3 protein-coding genes are annotated in these 3,308 nt (G+C 31.0%); all 3 read left to right on the top strand.

The window, feature by feature from the left end:
- Positions 1-136: 136 nt before the first annotated feature.
- A complete protein-coding gene (locus F564_RS0117385) occupies positions 137-688 on the top strand; it encodes a hypothetical protein (protein ID WP_028123702.1) in 552 nt (183 codons plus the stop codon).
- A gap of 482 nt (positions 689-1,170) precedes the next feature.
- Positions 1,171-3,099 carry a tetratricopeptide repeat protein gene (locus F564_RS0117375; protein ID WP_028123700.1) on the top strand — a complete coding sequence of 643 codons (1,929 nt, stop codon included), beginning with the start codon at positions 1,171-1,173 and terminating at the stop codon, positions 3,097-3,099.
- A gap of 27 nt (positions 3,100-3,126) precedes the next feature.
- The coding region (locus F564_RS21060) for a hypothetical protein (protein ID WP_034981951.1) at positions 3,127-3,308 on the top strand (182 nt) is incomplete at its 3' end.

The raw sequence follows: 3,308 nt of genomic DNA, 5'->3' as shown, positions 1-3,308 counted from the left end.
GTGCTAAATTGAACATTTGGAATTCTAATAAACATTTGTGCTAAACTGAACATTTGTGCTTCGATTTCCCCACCATCGCAAAGCCCCAAAACGTTAGCTGTCATGCCACGGAAAACTGTGCTAATAAAGAAAATCAATGAGATTTAGAACCGAACTTTTTTATATTATATTTTTTGTTAGCTTCTCAATCAATGCGCAAAAAAAAGTTACCCAAATTCACATTCGTAATTTGGACTCAAAAAAAATAGAAGTCAATTCTGGAAATAAAATCTATTATTATGATTTTATTTTTCCTGAAGCAATGTCAATTGATTCGTATTTTGTATCCGCAAAACACGATACATTTTATATAAAATATGAATATACAGGTTCAGCAATTTCAAAGTATTTTAACATAGTTGGTTTTAGATGGAAAGATGGAAACATATATCTCAGAGATTATGTGATAATGAATAATCAAAAAGGTAAATGGATAGGAGTCGCCAGAATATTAAATGAAAAATTGGTAAAGAATTACGAGGATATAGAAAATATAATTTCTTCTTTTAAAACTGAAAGTGAAATTAGCATAATCAGAAATTCAAAGCGTATCGGAAAAATAAAAGTGCCGAAAAAAATTGTAAATGAATTAATTATAGATGACGAAATATTTTTCCAAATCTTAAATGACGCAAAAAAATATAAATAAGGCACGAACAGCTAACAGCCGTTTCTCGCAATTGCGAATTTTGTGGTAAGTACACGTTCACGTTTCGCAAGAATTTTTATCTTTAACAGAAAATAATTCGTTCCGAAGTTCGCAACTGACGAGAAGCGGCGGAACGTTAGCGGTAATTTTACAACACCACTCGTCCCAAGATGAAAACACAGAAAATGAATGACGACAAATAAAAAACTAAAAATACTCAAAGTAATCAGCATTATTTTGCTAATATTTTACACTCTTTTTCTTTTGCTTTATCTAGGGATAGTTGTCCCCGAATATTTGGCCTGTCTTAATTGCTATGGTATTGATTGTCTTGATATATGGGGCTATGAAGTGCAATGTGTCGGCGATAGTAAAGAGTTTGGCGAATTCTTTTTCAATTTTTTCTCAATAATAATCGGAATACTTACGCTTGTGCTGGTTATTATTTTTTTCTTTATTTATCATTTGAAAAGAACTCTAAAATGAAAAAACTATTATATATACTGTTTTTAGGTATATTTCATTTTGCGTTGGCACAATCAAAAAATGAACCGCCTCCACCAATATCTTTGGAAAATGACAAACAGCTTGTAATTAAAGAAAAACAAAAAACGTATTTCGATTTCTATGGAGATTTTGAAAATTATATAGCAGGACAAGAAAGTAAATACAAAAATATATATGACAAATATGTTATTAAAGACAGCATTCCAAATTATATAAAAATGACAAGAAAAGCCAATGAATATCCTGCTCCTTGTTATAAAATACTCGGTGATAACACTGTTCAGTCTTCTACAGTTTATACACATTTTTTCATACTTCAAACCTTAATGAACGGATATACTTGCAACAAAGATGGAAACAGTTATATTTCAAGAAAGAATTATTGGAACGATAATAAAGGTGGAAAATTTAATAACGAAATTACTCGCCAAGCCATTGAGTATCTAATAGAAAACGAAAAGAAAAATTTCTCTAAAAAAGAGCTTGACTTGTTTTTTGAAGAAGCCAAAAAATTTTTTCGTGCAGGTTCTTTCCAACAAGCCAATGTGCTTTTTGCTTTCCTTGCAACCGTAGATGAACATTATAGAGAAGCCTCACTTAACAATGTAGGACTTACGTTTTACAATCAAAAAGAATATGACTATGCACTCATTTACTTTAAAAAAGCCATAGAATTATATCCGAAGGGATATTTGGGTTATCTTAATGCAGGTGCTTGTTTAGCTAATATTCCTGTGGACTTGGGAGATGAAAACCAAAGCGGAAGTTATTTTAGAAAAGCCTACGAATTAGCTCCAAATAATCCGAATGCAATTTTCAATTATGCTAATGCACTTAGCCAATGTACTACACAAGGAGTAGACATTCAAGACCTAAAGGAAAACCTTTTTGCTCAAGCAGTGCAATCTAAACAGAACGAACCTTTGTTCAAATTTCAGTATGCAAAACAATTGCATTTAAAAGCACAAGAAGAAGTATATAGTGAGGAACTATTCACAAATGGTTTAAATGCGTACAACGATGCTATTGAAAAATTTCCCGACTATGCTGACAATTATTTATACAAAGCAAAATTACTGCGTGCTTGGAGCAGGAATAAACAATATCCAGAAAATAGAATTTTGATAGATTCGGTTTGTTCATTACTTGAAAAATATAAAAGTCTTCAAGAAGAAAGCTATGACACGAAGAACGATAGAATATGTACTGTTTATCCTAAAATAAAAAACAACACAGTAAGAAATCATACCGAATTATTAAATGGTTGGGAAGAAATTTCTTTGGCAAAAGGAGATTTGAATAAAGACGATTTTGAGGATATTGTACTCATAACAAGAGCTGTCAATGCATCGAAAATAAATCAAGTCATTCGTTACAACACCCCTAATCACGAAAAGGGAATGAAAAACTACAATTACTATTCATTGTACGTGCTTTTCTATAATTCGATACAAAATAATTATGAAATAAAAGAAGTTAACGACAATATACTTTCAATTAACGAGGGCGGATATTATGATGAAGAATATGAAGTTCAAATTAAAAACGGAGCATTTAGGCTTATAAATAAAGCAAACCCAACATCAGGTAGCTTAACAAGAATTTTCCGTTGGGAAGATGATAGATTTATGTGTATTGGAACAAATCAAAATTTATATATTGACAAATTGGGGAATGTGTCAAGTAGTGGATTTGATGATATAAAACAGTCTATTAAAGAATATAATTTATCGTATAATTACAATACAAAAACACTTGAATTAAGTAAATTAAATACAGTAACTAATAAAAAAGAAACAACAACATATACAATTGAGTTAGAAAAGTACGAAATTAAAAATGCTGAAAAAAACGAATGGAAAATATTTAGTAAAGTCGAAGAAATAATAAAAAACTACCGCTAACAAGGGTTTTGCGTCAGGCGGGCTGAAGTGCAAAATTCAACAGTAGTTTTTCAATTAAACATTACTAATAATATCGGCTTTTGTGCTTCGATTTCCCGCCCGAACGCAAAGCCCCAAAACGTTAGCGGTCAGGCTACGAGCGAGAGAGAAAACAAACGGAAATTACAACTAAAAATGAGCAAATTTACTTGGGAAATTATTCAAAATCA

Source organism: Epilithonimonas tenax DSM 16811 (assembly GCF_000428485.1).
Lineage (GTDB): Bacteria > Bacteroidota > Bacteroidia > Flavobacteriales > Weeksellaceae > Epilithonimonas > Epilithonimonas tenax.
Note: the sequence above shows the minus strand (reverse complement) of the source record. Positions and strands in the feature narration are given on the sequence as shown.